Source organism: Streptomyces sp. NPDC031670, assembly GCF_055580545.1.
This window is the reverse complement of the sequence record NZ_JBVILC010000010.1, coordinates 247494-265508: the sequence shown is the minus strand read 5'-3', so window position 1 is coordinate 265508 and position 18015 is coordinate 247494. Positions and strand designations below refer to the sequence as shown.

The window sequence follows — 18015 nt, the reverse complement described above, 5'->3', positions numbered from 1 at the left end:
CGACGCCCAGGTCCGCGAGCTGTACGCCTCCTCCAAGGCCATCCTGAAGGAAGCCGGCTACGTCGGCGCCGGCACCGTCGAATTCCTCGTCGGCATGGACGGCACCATCTCCTTCCTGGAGGTCAACACCCGCCTCCAGGTCGAACACCCCGTCACCGAAGAAGTCGCCGGCATCGACCTCGTCCGCGAGATGTTCCGCATCGCCGACGGCGAGGAACTCGGCTACGGCGACCCCGAGCTGCGCGGCCACTCCTTCGAGTTCCGCATCAACGGCGAAGACCCCGGCCGCAACTTCCTGCCCGCCCCCGGCACCGTCACCCGCTTCGAGGCACCCTCCGGCCCCGGCGTCCGCCTCGACGCCGGCGTGGAGTCCGGCAGCGTCATCGGCCCCGCCTGGGACTCCCTCCTCGCCAAGCTCATCGTCACCGGCGCCACCCGCGAACAGGCCCTCCAGCGCGCCGCCCGCGCCCTGGAGGAGTTCCAGGTCGAGGGCATGGCCACCGCCATCCCCTTCCACCGCGCGGTCGTCAAGGACCCCGCCTTCGCCCCCGAACTCACCGGCTCCTCCGACCCCTTCACCGTCCACACCCGCTGGATCGAGACCGAGTTCGTCAACGAGATCAAGCCCTTCGCCGCCCCGGCCGACGCCGAGACGGACGAGGAGGCCGGTCGCGAGACGGTCGTGGTCGAGGTCGGCGGGAAGCGGCTGGAGGTCTCGCTGCCCTCCTCGCTCGGTATGTCGCTGGCCCGCACCGGCCTGGCCGCCGGGGCCAAGCCCAAGCGCCGTGCCACCAAGAAGGCGGGCTCGGCGGCCTCCGGCGACACCCTCGCGTCCCCGATGCAGGGCACGATCGTCAAGGTCGCGGTCGAAGAGGGCCAGGAAGTCAAGGAAGGCGACCTCATCGTCGTCCTCGAAGCCATGAAGATGGAACAACCCCTCAACGCCCACCGCTCCGGCACCGTCAAGGGCCTCGCGGCCGAGGTCGGCGCCTCGGTCACCTCGGGTGCGGCGATCTGCGAAATCAAGGACTGACCTCGCGTACGGACCCGGTCCGTCGTCCGTCTTCCGAAGCCCCCGCCGGTTCGCCCGGCGGGGGCTTCGGCCGTACGCGCGGTTCGGGCATCCTTGGGGTATGACGACGAGGCCGATGCGTGCCGACGCGCGCCGCAACTACGAGCGGCTCCTGGGCGTGGCGAGGAGCGCGTTCGCGGAGCACGGGACGGACGCCTCCCTCGAAGACGTGGCCAGGCGCGCGGGCGTCGGGATCGGCACCCTCTACCGGCACTTCCCGAACCGCCACGCGCTGATGAGCGCGATCTTCCAGAGCGAGGTGGACGTCCTTCTCGCGCGTTCCCGGGAGCTGCTCGGCGCCGACCAGCCCTGTACGGCGCTCGTGGAGTGGCTGCGCGCCATCATCACTCATACGGGTGAGTACCGAGGGGTGGCGCGTGCCCTCATGTCGGCGTCGCACGACGACAGTTCGGCCCTGGCGCAGTGCAGCACCCCGATGCGGGAGGCGGGCAGCGCCCTGCTGGAGCGCGCCCAGCTGGCCGGTTCCGTACGAGTCGACGTGACGATCGGCGATCTGATGCAGCTCACCAACGCGATCGCCCTGGCGGCGGAGCAGGCGCCGGACGACCCGGAGTTGGCCGACCGGCTGCTCGCCCTGACCCTGCGGGGCCTGAAGCCGTAAGCCCGGGTCCCCTCCGCGTGGAGGGGCCGGGCGCTCAGCGGCGCCGCAGGTCGGCCACTCTGGCCCGCTCTCCGGGTCCCTGCTGGTCGCCCAGCGGGGCCGCGGTGCGCAACTGCGGCCCGGCGCCGGGCACATGGCTGCGCCGCTGACCGGGCAGCGGCACGTCCCGGCGGGGCTGGCGCCCCGGCGGGACGCCCTCGCCGCCGGCTGCCGGACCGGCCACGGTGATCTGCACGCCCTGGTCGGCCAGGGCCTGGAGCTCGGTGGCGGCCCGGTCGTCGTGGCCGGGGGGCTCGTCGGTGACCAGGCGCGTGATCACGTCCGTCGGCACCGTCTGGAACATGGTGTCGGTGCCGAGCTTGGTGTGGTCGGCGAGGACGACCACCTCGGCGGCGGCCTGCACCAGGGCGCGGTCCACGCTCGCCGAGAGCATGTTGGACGTGGACAGACCGCGCTCCGCCGTCAGCCCGCTCCCCGAGAGGAAGGCGCGCGAGACCCGCAGCCCCTGGAGGGACTGCTCGGCCCCGCTGCCCACCAGGGCGTAGTTGGAGCCGCGCAGGGTGCCGCCGGTCATGACGACCTCCACGCGGTTGGCGTGGGCCAGCGCCTGGGCGACCAGCAGGGAGTTGGTGACGACCGTGAGGCCGGGGACGCGCGCGAGCCGGCGGGCCAGCTCCTGCGTGGTCGTCCCGGCGCCGACCACGATGGCCTCGCCCTCTTCGACGAGGCTCGCGGCGAGGTCGGCGATGGCCGTCTTCTCGGCGGTCGCGAGATGGGATTTCTGCGGGAAGCCGGACTCTCGCGTGAGTCCGCCCGGCAGTACCGCACCGCCGTGCCGGCGGTCGAGGAGTCCTTCCGCCTCCAGCGCCCGCACGTCCCGCCGTACGGTCACTTCGGAGGTCTGGACGACGCGGGCGAGCTCCCGGAGCGATACCGCACCGTTGGCCCGCACCATTTCGAGGATCAATTGGCGACGTTCTGCAGCGAACACGAAACTGACAGTAACGTGAGCGGCCGATTGTTTTCAGCAAGTTGCGCCGAATAACAGAAGGTGTGCACAGAGGTGTCCCTGAAGTGGTATATAGGCGCCCTCCCGGGCGCCTTGTCCCACGCCGCCGCGCCGCCGGGCGCCCCGGTTAGGCCTCGCCCGCCCTCTTGCGCGAGTGCAGCTGGCGGGCCACCTCCGCGATCGAACCCGACAGGGACGGATAGACCGTGAACGCCTTCGCGATCTGCTCCACGGTCAGGTTGTTGTCGACCGCGATCGAGATGGGGTGGATCAGCTCCGAGGCGCGCGGCGCGACGACCACGCCGCCGACCACGATCCCGGTGCCCGGCCGGCAGAAGATCTTCACGAAGCCGTCCCGGATGCCCTGCATCTTGGCGCGCGGGTTGCGCAGCAGCGGCAGCTTGACCCCCAGCGCGTCGATCTTGCCCGCGTCCACGTCGGCCTGCGAGTAACCGACGGTGGCGATCTCGGGGTCGGTGAAGACGTTCGAGGAGACCGTCTTGAGGTCCAGCGGGGCCACCGCGTCGCCGAGGAAGTGGTACATCGCGATCCGGCCCTGCATGGCCGCGACCGAGGCGAGGGCGAAGATGCCGGTGACGTCACCGGCCGCGTACACGCCCGGCGAGGAGGTGCGCGAGACCTTGTCGGTCCAGATGTGACCGGACTCCAGGAGCTTGACCCCGGACTCCTCCAGGTTCATCCCGGCGGTGTTCGGGATCGCGCCGACCGCCATCAGGCAGTGCGTACCGCTGATGACGCGCCCGTCCGAGAGCGTGACCTCCACCCGGTCCCCGACGCGTTTGGCGGACTGCGCGCGGGAGCGGGCCATCACGTTCATGCCGCGGCGGCGGAAGACGTCCTCCAGGACGGCCGCCGCGTCCGGGTCCTCGCCCGGCAGCACCCGGTCGCGGGAGGAGACGAGGGTGACCTTGGAGCCCAGCGCCTGGTACGCGCCGGCGAACTCGGCGCCGGTCACACCGGAGCCGACCACGATCAGCTCTTCGGGCAGCTCGTCCAGGTCGTAGACCTGGGTCCAGTTCAGGATGCGCTCGCCGTCCGGCAGCGCGTCCGGGATCTCGCGCGGGTGCCCGCCGGTGGCGATGAGCACGGCGTCGGCGGTGAGGATCTCCTCGCTGCCGTCGGCGGCCGTGACGATGACGTCCCGGGTGCCGTCGATGCCCTGCGGGCCGCCGAGCTTGCCGCGCCCGCGCAGCACCCGGGCGCCGGCCCGGGTCACGGAGGCGGTGATGTCGTGCGACTGGGCGAGCGCGAGGCGCTTGACCCGTCGGTTGACCTTGCCGAGGTCGACGCCGACCACACGGGCGGACTGCTCCTCGGGCGGGGTGTCGTCGGCGACCAGGATGCCCAACTCCTCGTACGAAGAGTCGAAGGTGGTCATCACCTCGGCCGTCGCGATCAGAGTCTTCGACGGTACGCAGTCGGTGAGCACCGACGCCCCGCCCAGACCGTCGCAGTCGACGACGGTCACCTCCGCGCCGAGTTGGGCGCCCACCAGGGCCGCCTCGTATCCGCCGGGTCCGCCACCGATGATCACGATCCGGGTCACGAAAAAGTCCGCCTCGCATTGAGGAAATGCAGTACGTAGCTCATTGTCCCGCACGCTTCAAGATGCTTCGCCCCCGGGGCGCCATACGGCTGTCACACGCGTGTGCCCTTCTCACGCGGGCGCCCGCGGGCCGCTGTCGTACCCTCGACACCATGTCGCTCTACGCCGCGTACGCCGGCAACATGGATCCGCGGCTGATGACGCGCCGCGCACCGCACTCGCCGCTGCGCGGCACGGGCTGGCTCAACGGCTGGCGGCTGACGTTCGGCGGGGAGCAGATGGGCTGGGAGGGCGCCCTGGCCACGATCGTGGAGGCGCCGCGCTCCCAGGTGTTCGTCGCGCTCTACGACATCGCCTCGCTGGACGAGGACTCCCTGGACCGCTGGGAGGGCGTGGGCCTCGACATCTACCGCCGGATGCGGGTGCGGGTGGACACGCTGGACGGCGAGGAGCCGGCCTGGGTGTACGTCCTGAACGCGTACGAGGGCGGACTGCCCTCCGCGCGCTACCTGGGGGAGCTGGCGGACGCGGCGGAGTCGGCGGGCGCGCCGCACGACTACGTGATGGAGCTGCGCAAGCGGCCCTGCTGACCTGCTGACGCCGGCCCGGGGTTCGTCTGCGGCCGAGTGGTGGGTTCCTCGCGCCTGAGGAGTTCGTTGGCTGCGGCCCGGGGGGCTGGTCGCGCAGTTCCCCGCGCCCCCAGGGGGTCCCCCGCACCCGGAGAACCCGGCTCGGCCACAGCCCCCAGGGGCGCGGGCAACCCGCCACCGGCCCGCGGACAAACCCCTGGCACCCTCACTCGTCGGAAACGACAAGACAACGATCGCACCCTTGTGCCGCCAGTCATCTACGCGCGTAGGCCTCCACCCGTTACCCTCGTCGTCGTGAACGCATCTGTTATTCCGGACAACATCCAGGGCGACCCCCAGGCCGCCGCCGACGCCGCCGCCGCGCGCCTGCGCGAGCTCACCGGCGCCGAGACCCACGACGTCGCCCTGGTGATGGGCTCCGGCTGGGCCCCGGCCGCGGACGCGCTCGGCGAGCCCGAGGCCGAGTTCCCGGTCACCGAGCTGCCCGGCTTCCCGCCGCCCGCCGTCGAGGGCCACGGCGGCAAGATCCGCTCCTACCGGATCGGCGAGAAGCGCGCCCTGGTCTTCCTGGGCCGTACGCACTACTACGAGGGCCGCGGCGTCGCCGCCGTCGCGCACGGCGTGCGCACCGCCGTCGCCGCCGGCTGCAAGACCGTGGTGCTCACCAACGGCTGCGGCGGTCTGCGCGAGGGCATGCGCCCGGGCCAGCCCGTCCTGATCAGCGACCACCTCAACCTGACGGCCGCCTCCCCGATCATCGGCGCCAACTTCGTGGACCTGACCGACCTGTACTCGCCGCGGCTGCGCGCGCTGTGCAAGGAGGTCGACCCGTCGCTGGAAGAGGGCGTGTACGTCCAGTTCCCCGGGCCGCACTACGAGACCCCGGCCGAGATCAACATGGTCCGGGTGCTCGGCGGCGACCTCGTCGGCATGTCGACCGTCCTGGAGGCCATCGCGGCCCGCGAGGCCGGCGCGGAGGTGCTGGGCATCTCGCTCGTCACCAACCTGGCCGCGGGTCTGACCGGCGAGCCCCTCAACCACGAAGAGGTGCTCCAGGCCGGCCGTGACTCGGCGGCGCGCATGGGTTCGCTGCTGACCCGGGTACTCGACCGCATCTGACCCTGATCCGTACCGAAAGGGATGTCGACGTGACGCAGGACCTGATCGCGCGGGCCAAGGCCTGGCTGGCCGAGGACCCGGACGGCGAGACGCGCGAGGAGCTGGCCAAGCTCATCGACAACGAGGAGCTCGACGAGCTGGCCGTCCGGTTCGGCGGCATGCTCCAGTTCGGCACCGCCGGGCTCCGCGGCGAGCTGGGCGCCGGGCCGATGCGGATGAACCGCTCGGTCGTCATCCGGGCGGCGGCCGGGCTCGCCGCGTACCTCAAGGCGAAGGGGCAGGGCGACGGCCTGGTCGTCGTCGGCTACGACGCGCGCTACAAGTCCGCCGACTTCGCGCGCGACACGGCCGCCGTGATGACCGGCGCGGGCCTGAAGGCGGTCGTGCTGCCGCGCCCGCTGCCGACGCCCGTCCTCGCGTACGCGATAAGGCACCTGGGCGCCGTCGCCGGCGTCGAGGTCACCGCCAGCCACAACCCGCCGCGCGACAACGGCTACAAGGTCTACCTCGGCGACGGCTCGCAGATCGTGCCGCCCGCCGACGCGGAGATCGCCGCCGAGATCGCCGCGGTCACCTCGCTGAACGACGTCCCCCGGCCCGAGGAGGGCTGGGAGACGCTGGGCGAGGAGGTCCTGGAGGCCTATCTGGCGCGTACGGACGCGGTGCTGACCCCCGGGTCCCCGCGCACCGCCCGCGTCGTCTACACGGCCATGCACGGCGTCGGCAAGGACGTCCTGACGGCGGCCTTCGCCCGGGCGGGCTTCCCGCCGCCGGCGCTGGTGGCCGAGCAGGCCGACCCGGACCCGGCGTTCCCGACGGTGGCGTTCCCCAACCCGGAGGAGCCGGGCGCGATGGACCTCGCCTTCGAGGCGGCCCGCGCGGTGAACCCCGACATCGTCATCGCCAACGACCCGGACGCGGACCGCTGCGCGGTCGCCGTACCGGACGCGTCGGTGGAGGGCGGCTGGCGGATGCTGCGCGGCGACGAGGTCGGCTCGCTGCTCGCCCAGCACCTGGTGGACCGGGGCGTGAGCGGCGTCTTCGCCGAGTCGATCGTCTCGTCCTCGCTGCTCGGCCGGATCGCCGGGGCGGCCGGTCTGGGGTACGAGGAGACGCTGACCGGCTTCAAGTGGATCGCCCGTGTGGAGGGCCTGCGGTACGGCTACGAGGAGGCGCTGGGCTACTGCGTCGACCCCGAAGGCGTACGCGACAAGGACGGCATCACCGCCGCCCTGCTCGTCGCGGAGCTCGCCTCCGTCCTGAAGGAGCGGGGGCGCACGCTCCAGGACCTGCTGGACGACCTGGCGGTCCGGCACGGGCTGCACGCCACCGACCAGCTGTCGGTGCGGGTGGAGGACCTGTCGGTCATCTCCGACGCGATGCGGCGCCTGCGCGAGAACCCGCCGACGTCACTGGCGGGTCTGGCGGTCACCCGGGCCGAGGACCTCACCGAGGGCACCGAGGAGCTGCCGCCGACCGACGGTCTGCGCTACTACCTCGAAGGCGCCCGGGTGATCGTCCGCCCCAGCGGCACCGAGCCGAAGCTCAAGTGCTACCTGGAGGTCGTGGTCCCGGTGGCGTCGGCCGAGGCGCTGCCCGAGGCCCGCGCGAAGGCGACGGACCTGCTGGCCGGCATCAAGCGGGACCTGGCGGCAGCGGCGGGAATCTGACCGGACCGGGCCGGTTCGCCCGCGCGCCCTCCCCGGGGCCGCGGGCGACCGGCCCGTCCCGGTCCCGGACACGGACGCCGGCCCGGGGACACCGACCGGGGGACACCGACCGGGGGACAGCGGCCGGGGGACACCGGCCCAGGGCCGTCGCCCGCCCACGGCACCCGTCCTTCCGCCCGGCCACATGACCCGTACGAGTGAATCCCGTACGGCGTCCGGCGCAGCGCTCCCGGCCTTTTCCGGATCATCCGAGAAAGGGTGGCCCGGAACCGCCCGCCGAGCCCAGGAGCACCGCCGTGCCCCCGACCGTCTCTACGGCGGCCCCTACGCGCAGCCGTACGGGCCGTGCCGTCCCCGCAGCCCGCAGCCCCCAGGGACAGGGCGGCGGGGACGGCCTCCGTTTCCTCGGGACCACCGTCCGGGCCGCCTTCGCCCGGGCCGCGCCCGCGCTCCTGGGCCATCTCGCGGTACGGCTGCTCGGCCTCGCGGTCCTCGCCCGCTGGGCGCACCTGCAGCACCACGGCGTCTGGCCGACGCTGGCCACCTCGTGGGACTCGCACTGGTACCTCGGCATCGCCGACCACGGGTACGACCGGGAGCTCGGCACCCGGCTCAACCACAACAACCTGGCGTTCTTCCCGCTCTACCCGGCCGTGATCAAGGCGGTGGCGGCCGTGACGCCCGGCTCGCGCGCGAGTGTGGGGCTGGCCGTGGCGGTGCTCTGCTCGTCGGCGGCGGCGTGGGGGATCTTCGCGGTCGGCGACCGGCTGTACGGCCGGCGCGCGGGCACGGTCCTGACCGTCCTGTGGGGCGCGCTGCCGGTGGCCGTCGTGCAGTGGATGGGCTACACCGAATCACTCTTCACGGCGCTCGCCGCGTGGTCGCTGTACTGCGTCCTGACGGGGCGCTGGGTGGCGGCCGGGGCGCTGGCCTCGCTGGCGGGACTGACCCGGCCGACGGGGATCGCGGTCGCGGCGGCCGTGGCGGTGGCGGCCCTGGTCGCCCTCCGGCGCGGCGGCCCCGCGCGGGGCCCGCTCACGGGGGCGCTCCTGGCCCCGCTGGGCTGGTTCGCCTTCGTCGCCTGGGTGGGGGCCCGGCTGGGCCGCTGGGACGGCTACTTCGCGGTCCAGCGGCTGTGGACGAACGAGTGGGACGGCGGCGCGGACACCCTGCGCGAACTGCGCACCCTGCTGGTCTACGACCGCTCCCCCGCGCTGTTCCTGGTGGTCGTCTCGCTGGTCCTGATCCTGGCGGGCGCCCTGTTCCTGCTGAGCGTGGCGGACCGCCAGCCCCTGGCGCTGCTGACCTTCTCGGCGGTGCTGCTCCTGGTGGTCCTGGGCAGCGGCGGCGTCTACTTCCCCCGGGCCCGCTTCCTGCTCCCCGGCTTCCCGCTCCTGCTCCCCCTGGCGGTGTCCCTGGCGAGGGCCCGCCGCCATGTGACACTGCTGGTCCTGGGCGGGGCGGCACTGTCCTCGGCCTGGCTGGGCTCCTACATGCTGCTGGTGTGGCCGGGCCCACCGTAGAACGACACCCATAGGCGCGCGGGGGACTGCGCGATGCGGAACGGCCCGCCTTCAGGGGGCGGGGAACTGCGCGACCAGCCACCCACGACCCGCACCCGGAACACGGCCGCTCCGCACCCGCACCGCACCCCACCGCACCCGCAAACACCTCACGCCACGGCGAGCAGCACCACGAGCACCACGGCCCCGGCGACGGCGGGCGCGATGACCTCGTAGGCCCACCGCACACCCACCGGGCCCTGCGCGCCCTCGCGCCCGGCGTTCCGCTCCGCCAGCTCCCGCAGCTCCCGGATCGTCCGGTCCGCAGGGGCGAGCCGGGACTTCTCGTCGGCACCGGCGGTGGTGGACGTACGCCCGTACGGGTCCGTCGCCGCGTCCCGCACCTGCGCCCGGGCGGCCCGCTTGCGCTGGCGCAGCGACACGGGAATCGACCACAGCTGGTACTTCGTACCCTCCTGGTCGAACACCTCGCTGGAGTACCCGGCCCGTACGTCAGCGACGGCGGCCCACGGGAGCGTCACGGTCCGGAACGGGTTGCGGACCCGCAACCGGTCGTCGTTGGCGAACACGGCCGGCCGCACGGTGAACGCGAAGACCAGCGGCACACCGCACAGCAGCCCGGCCAGAGCCAGCCAGGGCGCGCTCCCGTGCCCCTGCACGATCGCGTCCCCGGCCAGCCAGAGGCCGAGCGCGAGCAGCAGGACGCCTCCGGCGATACCGCCGGGTGAGCGGTAGACGCGGTCGGCGTAGGTGGGCTCGGCGGGCGGCGTGGGGCTCGTCATGGGGCCGATTGTGCACTACGTGTTCGAGCGGGGCCGAGACAGGGCGCGGGCGCGCCCGCGGGTCCGTCCCGGAACACGCGCACGGGGGCGCCGCCACAGCGGTGGCGGCGCCCCCGGCGGGCTGTGGACGTACGGCCGTCAGCCGCGCGCAACCGCCCGGCGGCGCAGCGCCACGAACCCGAGCCCGGCCGCGCCGGCCGAGGCGAGACCCGCGCCCCCGGCGACGAGCACGGTGTTGTCGTCCTTGCCACCGCCCTTGATCTCGGCCCCGGCCGCGACCGCGCCCCGGGGAACGACCTGGACGCCGGTGGCGCCGGTCTGGGCGGCGGGGGCGGGGGCGGGCGTCGAGGCACCCGTGCCGGTCCCGCCCTTGCCGCCGCCGGGGTCGACATCCACCGAGGTGAGCTTGCCGCGGGAGTCCAGGATCACCCGGACCCAGACCTGGCGGTAGACCTTCTGGTCCGTCACGGCCCGGCCGTAACCCGCCGTCAGCACACCGAGCTGGTTGCCGTCCTTCTCCAGGACGTGGGCCGTGTAGTACACGTGCTTGCCCTCGCCGTGGGCGTAGACCTTGCCCTTCAGCCCGCCGAGGAGCGCCTGGGTGCGGACGAGCCGGCCCGTGTCGGTGCTCTCGCCCTGGCCGCCGTAGGTCCCCGCCAGGTCGGAGGTGACGTAACCGCCCGCGGTGAGGGTGACCCGGACCCCCGCGAAGACCTTGATGTCCTTGGGCTCGTAGCCCCCGCCCGCCTTGAGCTCGCCGAGCACCTTGGTGCCCTTGAGCACGGTCGCCGTGTAGTACCGGTGCTGCTCGCCGCGGTGGTAGACCCTGGCGGTCAGCCCGCCCTTGAGCGCGACCGTACGGACGGGCTTGGCCGGGGCCGGCGCCGGGGCCGGGGCGTCGTTCACGCGCTCGGGGAAGTAGACCGTGGTGTTGGTGCTGCCCGCGCCGGAGACGACCAGCTCCGGCAGCTCGCCGCCGGCGCGGTTCAGGCGCAGGTTGATCCCGTCGACGACGGCGGCGGTCTTGTCGCGGTCCAGCTTCGCCACGACATGGACCATGTAGGTGTCACCGGGCTTCCAGTCCGGGCCGACCTGACGGATCCACGCCTCGGGGCCCCCGTCGGCGGTGTGGTTGCGCAGGACCGCGACGTACCCCTTGCCGATGTAGACCGGCATACCGGAGTAGCGGTCGTTCTTGGCGGTGGACGCCTTGGCGACGGACGGCGCCGCCAGCGCGCTGGTCGCGGTGATGACCGGGGCGAGGGCGACACCGGCGACGACCGCGGTGGCGAGGGCGGTGCGGAGGGCGTTACGCATGACGACTCCCAAGGAGACAAGTGGTGGAAGAGGGAAGAGCCGCATGCCGCTGTGTTCTCGTTCGGAGTGGGGCCGTTGGAGGTTTCGGCGGGCTGCATCAACAAACTTAAGGATCTTGTTCTCCGGAGCTGTCCGCTCCCTGTCACAGCGGTGTGACAGGGAGCGGAACCGAGCGCTCCAAAGCGGCCCTGGTCAGCGGGGCTGTACAGGACGCTACGCGCGTAGATATGCTCATCTGGTGACCATGCCCACCAATGCACCTGCAGCTGCCCTTGCCGACGCGACCGCGTCGGACGCGGCACTGCGCCGCTTCCTCCACGGGCTCCCCGGCATCGATCCGGTGGGCCTGGAAGCGCGCGCCGCGTCCCTCGGCACCCGTTCGATCAAGACGACGGCCAAGGCGTACGCCATCGACCTGGCCATCTCGATGATCGACCTGACGACGCTCGAAGGCGCGGACACCCCGGGCAAGGTCCGGGCGCTCGCCGCCAAGGCCGTCCACCCCGACCCGCTCGACCGCACCACCCCGGCCACCGCGGCCGTCTGCGTCTACCCCGACATGGTGGCCACCGCCAAGGAGACCCTGAAGGGGTCGGGCGTGCTGGTCGCGTCCGTCGCCACCGCCTTCCCCGCGGGTCGCGCCGCCCTCCCGGTCAAGCTCGCGGACGTACGCGACGCGGTGGCCGCCGGGGCCGACGAGATCGACATGGTGATCGACCGGGGCGCGTTCCTGGCCGGTCACTATCTGAAGGTCTACGAGGAGATCGCGGCCGTGAAGGCCGAGTGCGGTGACAAGGCCCGCCTCAAGGTCATCTTCGAGACCGGCGAGCTCTCCACGTACGACAACATCCGCCGCGCCTCCTGGCTCGGCATGATGGGCGGCGCCGACTTCATCAAGACCTCGACCGGCAAGGTCGCGGTGAACGCGACGCCCGCCAACACCCTGGTCCTGCTGGAGGCCGTGCGCGACTACCGCGCCCAGACCGGCGTCCAGGTCGGTGTGAAGCCCGCCGGCGGCATCCGCTCGACCAAGGACGCCATCAAGTTCCTGGTCCTGGTCAACGAGACCGTGGGCGAGGACTGGCTGGACAACCACTGGTTCCGCTTCGGCGCCTCCTCGCTGCTCAACGACCTGTTGATGCAGCGCCAGAAGCTGGCGACCGGCCGTTACTCCGGCCCCGACTACGTGACGGTGGACTGAGACCATGGACATGAAGAAGCAGCCAACTCCATTCGAGTACGCTCCCGCTCCCGAGTCGCGTTCCGTCGTCGACATCGCGCCCTCGTACGGCCTGTTCATCGACGGCGAGTTCGTCGACGCGGCCGACGGCAAGGTCTTCAAGACCGTCTCGCCCAGCTCCGAGGAAGTCCTCTCCGAGGTCGCCCAGGCGGGCGAGGCGGATGTGGACCGGGCCGTGAAGGCCGCCCGCCGGGCGTTCGAGAAGTGGTCGGCGCTGCCCGGCCGCGAGCGCGCCAAGTACCTGTTCCGTATCGCCCGGATCATCCAGGAGCGCAGCCGTGAGCTGGCCGTCCTGGAGACCCTGGACAACGGCAAGCCGATCAGGGAGACCCGCGACGCGGACCTCCCGCTGGTCGCCGCGCACTTCTTCTACTACGCGGGCTGGGCCGACAAGCTCGACCACGCCGGCTACGGACCGAACCCGAAGCCGCTCGGCGTCGCGGGCCAGGTCATCCCGTGGAACTTCCCGCTGCTGATGCTGGCGTGGAAGATCGCCCCGGCGCTCGCGACCGGCAACACGGTCGTCCTCAAGCCCGCCGAGACGACCCCGCTGACCGCGCTGTTCTTCGCGGACATCTGCCGCCAGGCGGGTCTGCCCAAGGGCGTCGTCAACATCCTCACCGGGTACGGCGACGCGGGCGCGGCCCTCGTGGAGCACCGGGACGTCGACAAGGTCGCCTTCACCGGCTCGACCGCCGTCGGCAAGGCCATCGCCCGGTCCGTGGCGGGCACCGACAAGAAGGTCACGCTGGAGCTGGGCGGCAAGGGCGCCAACATCGTCTTCGACGACGCCCCGATCGACCAGGCCGTCGAGGGCATCGTCACCGGCATCTTCTTCAACCAGGGCCAGGTCTGCTGCGCGGGTTCGCGCCTGCTGGTCCAGGAGTCGATCCAGGACGAGCTGCTCGACGCGCTCAAGCGCCGGCTGTCCACGCTGCGCCTCGGCGACCCGCTGGACAAGAACACCGACATCGGCGCCATCAACTCCGCCGAGCAGCTGGCCCGGATCACCGCGCTCGCCGACACCGGCGAGGCCGAGGGCGCCGAGCGCTGGTCCCCGGCGTGCGAGCTGCCCGAGAACGGCTACTGGTTCGCCCCGACCCTCTTCACCAACGTCACCCAGGCGCACACCATCGCCCGCGACGAGATCTTCGGCCCGGTCCTGTCGGTGCTGTCGTTCCGTACGCCGGACGAGGCCGTCGCAAAGGCCAACAACAGCCAGTACGGGCTGTCGGCGGGCATCTGGACGGAGAAGGGCTCGCGCATCCTCGCGGTCGCGGGCAAGCTCCGGGCCGGTGTCGTGTGGGCCAACACGTTCAACAAGTTCGACCCGACCTCGCCCTTCGGCGGCTACAAGGAGTCGGGCTTCGGCCGCGAGGGCGGCCGGCACGGTCTGGAGGGTTACCTCGATGTCTGAGAAGTCGGCTGAGAAGTCGTCCGTGAAGTCGGCTGAGAAGCCCGCCGAGAAGTCGACCGAGAAGTCCGAGTCGACGCGTCTTGGTGTCTTCAAGACCTACAAGCTGTACGTGGGCGGGAAGTTCCCGCGTTCCGAGAGCGGCCGGGTGTACGAGGTGAGCGACGCGAAGGGCAACTGGCTGGCGAACGCACCGCTGTCCTCCCGCAAGGACGCGCGGGACGCGGTCGTCGCCGCCCGCAAGGCCTTCGGCGCCTGGTCGGGCGCGACCGCGTACAACCGCGGCCAGGTCCTCTACCGCGTCGCCGAGATGCTGGAGGGCCGCAAGGAGCAGTTCGTCCGCGAGGTCGCCGAGGCGGAGGGACTGTCGAAGTCCAAGGCCGCGGCCGTCGTCGACGCGGCGATCGACCGGTGGGTCTGGTACGCCGGATGGACCGACAAGATCGGCCAGATCGTGGGCGGCGCGAACCCGGTCGCGGGTCCGTACTTCAACCTGTCCACGCCGGAGCCGACCGGTGTCGTGACCGTCGTCGCGCCCCAGGAGTCGTCGTTCCTGGGCCTGGTGTCGGTGATCGCCCCGGTGATCGCGACCGGCAACACGGCCGTGGTCATCGCCAGCGAGAACGCGCCGCTGCCGGCGCTGTCGCTGGGCGAGGTGCTCGCCACGTCCGATCTGCCGGGCGGAGTCGTCAACGTCCTGTCGGGCCGGACGGCCGAGCTCGCGCCGCCGCTGGCCGCGCACCAGGACGTGAACGCGATCGACCTCACCGGGGCGGGGGCCGAGCTGGCCCGCGACCTGGAGGTCGCCGCCGCGGACAACCTCAAGCGCGTGCTGCGCCCGGCCGCCGCGGACTGGGCCGCCGACCCCGGCACGCACCGGCTGACGGCCTTCCTGGAGACCAAGACCGTGTGGCACCCGACCGGGTCGCTGGGAGCCTCCGGCTCGGCGTACTAGCCGCCCCGGCGGACACGAACCCCGAACGGCGCCCCGGGCCCCCACCCGTGGCGCCGTTCGGCATGTCCGCCTCAGCCCGGGAGCAGCTTCGTGGCCGCGCCGACCACCGGGAAGTCCTTGAGCGCGCCGCTCTCGTGCAGCGGGCCCGTGGCCATCGCCGTGGAGATCGGCTTGAAGTCCGCGATCTCCGTACCCACCGCGTTGTCCAACGGGTCCACCCGGGTCTTGGCGAACGGGTTGAGGCTGAGCGTCTTCGCCGGGGCGAGCGCGTTGGTCACCCCGGCCGACAGGTCGCCCGTGACGGAACGCGTGGTGCCGTCCACCTCCGCACCGGGGTTCGCGACGGCCCGCCCGACCGTCTCCGCCGGGCCCGGCAGCGCCTGTGCCGCGCCCGCCGCCCCGGCCAGCGCCGCGCCCGCGGCGGTCGCGGTGAGCCCGGCCCGCAGCAGCACACGGCCGCGTCGGGCTCCGCCGGTGTCGTTTCGTGCCATGTCGTCCCACTCTCGTACGTCACCACTACGTGTCGTGTCGAGTACGCAGCGTAGTTGAGGTGTGATGCTCGATACCAACCAGCTCCCCGGGGGGTCCACCTCCCGGGTGGATGCCTCAGACTGGTGTCCCGTGACCGCACCCGCCATCCCGACCCGCGTCGTTCTCCTCACGGGCCCCTCCGGTTCAGGAAAGTCCTCCCTCGCCGCCCGCACGGGTCTGCCCGTGCTGCGCCTGGACGACTTCTACAAGGAGGCCGACGACCCCACCCTGCCGCGCGTGCCGGGCTCCCCCGACATCGACTGGGACTCGCCGCGGTCCTGGGACGCGGACGCGGCCGTGGCGGCCGTCGTCGAGCTGTGCCGTACGGGACGGACGGCCGTGCCGGAGTACGACATCGCCACCAGCTCGCGGACCGGGACGACCCTGTTCGGCGTCGACGGCGCGCCGCTGTTCGTCGCGGAGGGGATCTTCGCCGCCGACATCGTGACGTCTCTGCGGGAACACGGAGTGCTCGCCGACGCGCTGTGTCTGCGCGGGCGGCCCTCGACCACGTTCCGGCGCCGGCTGCTGCGCGACCTCAGGGAGGGGCGGAAGTCCGTGCCGTTCCTGCTGCGGCGCGGATGGCGGCTGATGCGGGCCGAGCGGGGGATCGTGGCGCGGCAGGCCTCGCTGGGGGCGCACCCGTGCGACAAGGAGGAGGCGCTCGGCCGGGTGGCCGCCGCGGCGGGGCGGGGCGCCGAGTCGGCCGCGGCGGCGCCCGCGGCGGGGGTCTGACCGCGCCGGCAGGGGGCGGTCGCGGACGGGCCGCACGGCTCCCCGCGCACCCCGGCGCCCGGACGCCGTAACGACAGAACGGGACCGAATGGGCCCCCCGGCCCTTCGGTCCCGCCTGTTCCCCCGTTACCCGTACGCCCGACGCATCCCCCGAGGCGCCGGCCCCCGTACGCTCCCCCCTGATCCCCGTACTCCGGCGGCTGCCACCGCCGGCCCAGACCTTCAGGCCACCAGCTCGCCGAAGGACTCCTCCTCATCACGGCCGAAGGCGAGGACGTCGTCCTCGCGCAGCCGGCGGAGCGACCGCCAGATGCTGGACTTCACCGTGCCGACACTGATGTCGAGTATGTCCGCGATCTCCGGGTCGGTGCGGCCCTCGTAGTACCGCAGGACCAGCATCGTGCGCTGGAGTTCGGGCAGCCGCGCCAGCGCCTGCCAGAGCACCGCGCGCAGCTCCGTGCCGCGCATCGCGTCCGTGTCGCCCGCCGTCTCCGGCAGCTCCTCGGTCGGGTACTCGTTCAGCTTGCGGCGGCGCCACGCGCTGATGTGGAGGTTGGTCATGGTGCGGCGGAGGTAGCCCCCGACCGCGGCCTTGTCACTGATCCGGTCCCAGGCCCGGTAGGTCGAGAACAGCGCGCTCTGCAGCAGGTCCTCGGCCTCGAACCGGTCTCCGGTCAGGTGGTAGGCGGTGGCGTACAGGGAGGCCCGGCGCTCCCGCACATAGGCCGTGAACTCGACCTCGGAGGCGGAACGCTCCCCCGTGTTCTCCCCGTACGCCGCGTCCCCGCCGGCCTCCGCGCCCGTGAAGGGCGAGGTCGGCACCGCGTCGAGCACCGTCATGTACGACTGGTGCTGACGCCCGGTGCCGCGAGCGCACCCCCGTCCGCTCACGGCACCGGACTTCTCGCTCCGCACGACGTCGTGGAGACGCGTGACAACTGCGCTTGAGGTGGTGCTGTGCAGTGCGTTCATCTCGCGCCCCCCGTCGGTGGAGTCTTGTTCCGGTCGGTACGAGGAAGACTCTGCCGGGCCAGTTTCATCGCGGTGTCCGACGACTGTCACAGGCCTGTCACAGCGGGCCGGGTGTGGGGGAAAGGGGGCGATGTCCACGGAAGGTCGAACTCCGCTCCCCCATGGGTCAGAATGACCTCCGTGCCTTTCCTGTTGCTGATCGAGGACGACGACGCCATCCGCACGGCGCTCGAACTCTCCCTGTCCCGCCAGGGCCACCGTGTGGCCACCGCGGCGACGGGAGAGGACGGCCTGAAGCTGCTCCGTGAGCAGCGGCCGGATCTGGTCGTGCTGGACGTCATGCTGCCCGGGATCGACGGCTTCGAGGTGTGCCGCCGTATCCGGCGCACCGACCAGCTGCCGATCATTCTGCTGACCGCGCGCAGCGACGACATCGACGTGGTCGTGGGCCTGGAGTCCGGCGCCGACGACTACGTGGTCAAGCCGGTGCAGGGACGGGTGCTGGACGCCCGCATCCGGGCGGTGCTGCGGCGCGGCGAGCGCGAGGCCACCGACTCCGCGACCTTCGGCAACGTGGTGATCGACCGGGCCGCGATGACGGTCACCAAGAACGGCGAGGACCTGCAACTGACGCCCACCGAGCTGCGCCTGCTCCTGGAGCTGAGCCGCCGCCCCGGGCAGGCGCTCTCCCGCCAGCAGTTGCTGCGCCTGGTGTGGGAGCACGACTACCTGGGCGACTCCCGCCTGGTCGACGCGTGTGTGCAGCGGTTGCGGGCCAAGGTCGAGGACGTACCGTCGTCGCCCTCGCTGATCCGCACGGTGCGCGGGGTGGGTTACCGCCTCGACACCCCGTCCTGACCCCGCCTGCGCGGGCGAACCCAAGAAAGCAGCGATTCG

17 protein-coding genes are annotated in these 18015 nt (G+C 72.4%); 11 read left to right on the top strand and 6 right to left on the bottom strand.

The window, feature by feature from the left end; genetic code table 11:
- The coding region (locus ACZ5ID_RS21085; RefSeq protein ID WP_468899969.1) for an ATP-binding protein at positions 1-1033 on the top strand (1033 nt) is incomplete at its 5' end.
- A 115-nt stretch (positions 1034-1148) separates the two neighbouring features.
- Positions 1149-1694, top strand: a complete 546-nt coding sequence (locus ACZ5ID_RS21080; RefSeq protein WP_468900023.1) for a TetR/AcrR family transcriptional regulator — start codon at positions 1149-1151, stop codon at positions 1692-1694.
- Positions 1695-1728: 34 nt separating this feature from the next.
- Here ACZ5ID_RS21080 and ACZ5ID_RS21075 read toward each other — a convergent pair whose 3' ends face one another.
- Both ACZ5ID_RS21075 and ACZ5ID_RS21070 read right to left on the bottom strand, forming a co-directional pair.
- The gene (locus ACZ5ID_RS21075; RefSeq protein ID WP_406554882.1) at positions 1729-2685 is read right to left on the bottom strand and encodes a DeoR/GlpR family DNA-binding transcription regulator; all 957 of its coding nucleotides are present in this window, start codon (positions 2683-2685) and stop codon (positions 1729-1731) included.
- A gap of 145 nt (positions 2686-2830) precedes the next feature.
- Positions 2831-4270, bottom strand: coding sequence for an NAD(P)H-quinone dehydrogenase (locus ACZ5ID_RS21070; protein WP_406554883.1), 1440 nt, complete (start codon positions 4268-4270; stop codon positions 2831-2833).
- A 152-nt stretch (positions 4271-4422) separates the two neighbouring features.
- Here ACZ5ID_RS21070 and ACZ5ID_RS21065 point away from each other — a divergent pair, with 152 nt between their 5' ends.
- The 4 genes from ACZ5ID_RS21065 (at position 4423) to ACZ5ID_RS21050 (ending at position 9172) form a co-directional block, all read left to right on the top strand.
- Positions 4423-4860, top strand: coding sequence for a gamma-glutamylcyclotransferase family protein (locus ACZ5ID_RS21065; RefSeq protein WP_406554884.1), 438 nt, complete (start codon positions 4423-4425; stop codon positions 4858-4860).
- 294 nt (positions 4861-5154) lie between these two features.
- Positions 5155-5979 carry a purine-nucleoside phosphorylase gene (locus ACZ5ID_RS21060; protein WP_468899963.1) on the top strand — a complete coding sequence of 275 codons (825 nt, stop codon included), beginning with the start codon at positions 5155-5157 and terminating at the stop codon, positions 5977-5979.
- A gap of 29 nt (positions 5980-6008) precedes the next feature.
- Entirely contained in the window at positions 6009-7649 is a 1641-nt protein-coding gene (locus ACZ5ID_RS21055) for a phospho-sugar mutase (RefSeq protein ID WP_468899960.1), read from the top strand.
- 296 nt (positions 7650-7945) lie between these two features.
- Positions 7946-9172, top strand: a complete 1227-nt coding sequence (locus tag ACZ5ID_RS21050; RefSeq protein WP_468899957.1) for a hypothetical protein — start codon at positions 7946-7948, stop codon at positions 9170-9172.
- Positions 9173-9321: 149 nt separating this feature from the next.
- Here ACZ5ID_RS21050 and ACZ5ID_RS21045 read toward each other — a convergent pair whose 3' ends face one another.
- Together ACZ5ID_RS21045 and ACZ5ID_RS21040 are read right to left on the bottom strand one after the other, a co-directional pair.
- Positions 9322-9954, bottom strand: coding sequence for a PH domain-containing protein (locus ACZ5ID_RS21045; RefSeq protein ID WP_468899954.1), 633 nt, complete (start codon positions 9952-9954; stop codon positions 9322-9324).
- 138 nt (positions 9955-10092) lie between these two features.
- On the bottom strand, positions 10093-11271 hold the full coding sequence (locus tag ACZ5ID_RS21040; RefSeq protein WP_468899951.1) for a hypothetical protein: 1179 nt from the start codon (positions 11269-11271) through the stop codon (positions 10093-10095).
- Between the two features lie 244 nt (positions 11272-11515).
- Here ACZ5ID_RS21040 and deoC point away from each other — a divergent pair, with 244 nt between their 5' ends.
- Genes deoC through ACZ5ID_RS21025 form a run of 3 tightly spaced genes read left to right on the top strand, consistent with a single transcriptional unit; the run spans position 11516 to position 14880 of the window.
- Entirely contained in the window at positions 11516-12472 is a 957-nt protein-coding gene (gene deoC / locus ACZ5ID_RS21035; RefSeq protein WP_358831762.1) for a deoxyribose-phosphate aldolase, read from the top strand.
- Between the two features lie 10 nt (positions 12473-12482).
- A complete protein-coding gene (locus ACZ5ID_RS21030; protein ID WP_468900021.1) occupies positions 12483-13928 on the top strand; it encodes an aldehyde dehydrogenase family protein in 1446 nt (481 codons plus the stop codon).
- A complete protein-coding gene (locus ACZ5ID_RS21025; RefSeq protein ID WP_468899948.1) occupies positions 13921-14880 on the top strand; it encodes an aldehyde dehydrogenase family protein in 960 nt (319 codons plus the stop codon). The genes ACZ5ID_RS21030 and ACZ5ID_RS21025 overlap by 8 nt, the downstream gene beginning before the upstream one ends.
- Before the next feature lie 71 nt (positions 14881-14951).
- On the opposite strand, the gene ACZ5ID_RS21020 is transcribed toward ACZ5ID_RS21025, so the two are convergent.
- Entirely contained in the window at positions 14952-15371 is a 420-nt protein-coding gene (locus ACZ5ID_RS21020) for a hypothetical protein (RefSeq protein ID WP_468899946.1), read from the bottom strand.
- 64 nt (positions 15372-15435) lie between these two features.
- Between ACZ5ID_RS21020 and ACZ5ID_RS21015 the strand changes: the two genes are divergently transcribed.
- Entirely contained in the window at positions 15436-16146 is a 711-nt protein-coding gene (locus ACZ5ID_RS21015; RefSeq protein WP_468899944.1) for a uridine kinase, read from the top strand.
- A gap of 222 nt (positions 16147-16368) precedes the next feature.
- Here the strand turns inward: ACZ5ID_RS21015 and ACZ5ID_RS21010 are convergent, their stop codons facing one another.
- Complete coding sequence (locus ACZ5ID_RS21010) at positions 16369-17118, bottom strand: SigE family RNA polymerase sigma factor (protein WP_468899941.1); 750 nt, start codon at positions 17116-17118, stop codon at positions 16369-16371.
- Positions 17119-17298: 180 nt separating this feature from the next.
- Here ACZ5ID_RS21010 and afsQ1 point away from each other — a divergent pair, with 180 nt between their 5' ends.
- Positions 17299-17976 carry a two-component system response regulator AfsQ1 gene (gene afsQ1, locus ACZ5ID_RS21005; protein WP_406556669.1) on the top strand — a complete coding sequence of 226 codons (678 nt, stop codon included), beginning with the start codon at positions 17299-17301 and terminating at the stop codon, positions 17974-17976.
- The last annotated feature ends 39 nt before the right edge of the window (positions 17977-18015 follow it).